This is a genomic window from Methylibium sp., assembly GCF_031393925.1.
Classification (GTDB): domain Bacteria; phylum Pseudomonadota; class Gammaproteobacteria; order Burkholderiales; family Burkholderiaceae_C; genus Methylibium.
This window is the reverse complement of sequence record NZ_JANMWL010000015.1, coordinates 1-1,932: the sequence shown is the minus strand read 5'-3', so window position 1 is coordinate 1,932 and position 1,932 is coordinate 1. Positions and strand designations below refer to the sequence as shown.

Here is a 1,932-nt window from a genome sequence, read left to right as displayed (position 1 = left end):
TGTGGCGTGCGCAGCGGTGTGATGCGCCACTGCGTTTCGTTGCCGACGTCGAGCAGCACACTGCGCGCGCCGGCGCGACGGCCCGCCTCCACGTCGTCGAGCGTGTCGCCCACCATCCACGAGCGCGCCAGGTCGATGCGGTGCGTCAGCGCCGCCTGGCGCAGCAGGCCGGCGGCGGGCTTGCGGCACAGGCATGCCGGGCGGTCGCCTTGGCCCAGCGGATGCGGGCAGGCGTAGAAGCCGGTCAGCATGACGCCGGTCTCATCGCGCACGCGCTCGGTCAACGCGCGTTCGAGCCGTACCAGCTCGACGCGCGCGAACTGGCCCGTCGCGAGGCCGGGCTGGTTGGTCACCACCACCAACGCGAAGCCGGCAGCGTCGAGCCGCTGCAGCGCGGTCAAGGCGTGCGGCGTGAACGTCATGCGGGCCGGGTCGGCGTTGAAAGGCATTTTTTCGATCAAGGTGCCGTCCTTGTCGAAGAACACCGCGCGTCGGCGCTCGAGACCGGGAACGGCGATCAGGCCATGGGTCACATTCATGCAGGGCTCCTGGGGTCGAGGTTCGTGCAAACGGGATTCATGCGTGTGCTTCCTGCGCGCGGCCGCCCGCGCGGCCGACCAGGCGGAGCCGGTGGCGGTCGTGCGCTTGATGCGCTTCGTGCGCCCGCCAGCGCACCGCCTCGTAGATGTCGATCAGCGCCTCGGCCACGCGCTCCGGGCTGAAGCGGCTGCGCACGCGGCGCAGACCGGCGCGACCGAGCGCACGCGCCAGCTCGGGGTGGGCGCGCAGGTGCGCCAGGCGCTCGGCCAGGGCGTCGGGATCGTGCGGCGCCACCAGGTAGCCGGTGACGCCGTCGACCACCGAAGACGCGATGCCGCCGACGGCGCTGCCGACCACCGGCGTGCCGCAGGCCATGGCTTCGAGCGCGGTGATGCCAAGGGCTTGGTGCCACGGCGTGGTGACGAACACGTCGCAGGCGTTGTAGAGGGCCGCGAGTTCGGCGCGCCGACGCCGGCCGACAAAGGTGATGCGACTGGCCACGCCGCACTGCGCGGCCAGGCGACGCAGCCGGGCGATCTCGGGCGTGGCGCGTTCGTCGGGCGCGCGCGACGCGCCGCCGACCACGAGCAGCCGCACGCGTGCGGCCGATGGCAACTGCGCGATGGCGCGGATCACGTTGTCGATGCCCTTGCCGGGCGCGAGCCGACCGAGCTGCAGCACCACGAACTCGTCGTCCGCCAGGCCCAGCGTGCGCCGCGCCTCGGACCGGCTGGCGGGGGCCAATTCGTCGGTGTCGACACCGCGCGGCACCGTCGCGATGGCGCGCGGCGGCGCGCGATACAGGCGCATCAGCTCGGCCTTGTCGTGCGCGCATTCGGCCACCAGGCGATCGGCGTGGGCGACCAGGCGCCGCTCGATGTCGATGCGTTCGCTCGCAAAGGTCTCAGCGTCCTGCGCCGGTGGGCGCCGGACATCCGGGCTCATCACCAGCGGCATGCCGAAGCCCTCCTTGAGCCGCAGCGCCGCCAGCCCGGACAGGAGCCCGTTGGCATGTACCACGTCATACCGCACGCTGCGCGCGAACAGCCGCTGCATCGAGCGCGAGAACTCGGGCAGGTGGGCCAGCAGCGCTTGCTTGGTGACGCAGCGCGCCGGCCCGGCCGTCATGTGCAGGCGCCGCAGGCCGGGCCGCACGTCCACGACCGCGGGCGCGTCGGGGTCGTCGCGGCGCGTGAACACGTCGACCTGGTGGCCGGCGCGCGCCAGGCAGCGCGCCACCTGCAGCGTGGCGCCGTTCTCGTTCTCGTCCTCGTCCACGGCGTCGACGTAGCCGAGGGCGGTGGCGGGCGGCGAGGCCGGCTCTTCGAGGAGCGCGACGCGCAGGGGCTGGGGGCTCATGATCGACGCTTGCCTCGGATGGATTGCTCCAGT

The 1,932-nt window shown here is 72.9% G+C and carries 2 protein-coding genes; both read right to left on the bottom strand.

The genetic code is table 11. The annotated features are described in order from the left end of the window. Nucleotides 1-539 (bottom strand): HAD-IIIA family hydrolase (locus tag RMO12_RS01225; RefSeq protein ID WP_309637904.1); only part of this gene is annotated, 539 nt, incomplete at its 3' end. Between the two features lie 37 nt (nt 540-576). Continuing rightward, a complete protein-coding gene (locus RMO12_RS01220; protein WP_309637903.1) occupies nt 577-1,899 on the bottom strand; it encodes a glycosyltransferase in 1,323 nt (440 codons plus the stop codon). Nucleotides 1,900-1,932: the final 33 nt, after the last annotated feature.

Bases quoted from the DNA above. Each gene is read 5' to 3' on its own strand.
- RMO12_RS01220 (WP_309637903.1), bottom strand. From the start codon at position 1,899: ATGAGCCCCCAGCCCCTGCGCGTCGCGCTCCTCGAAGAGCCGGCCTCG.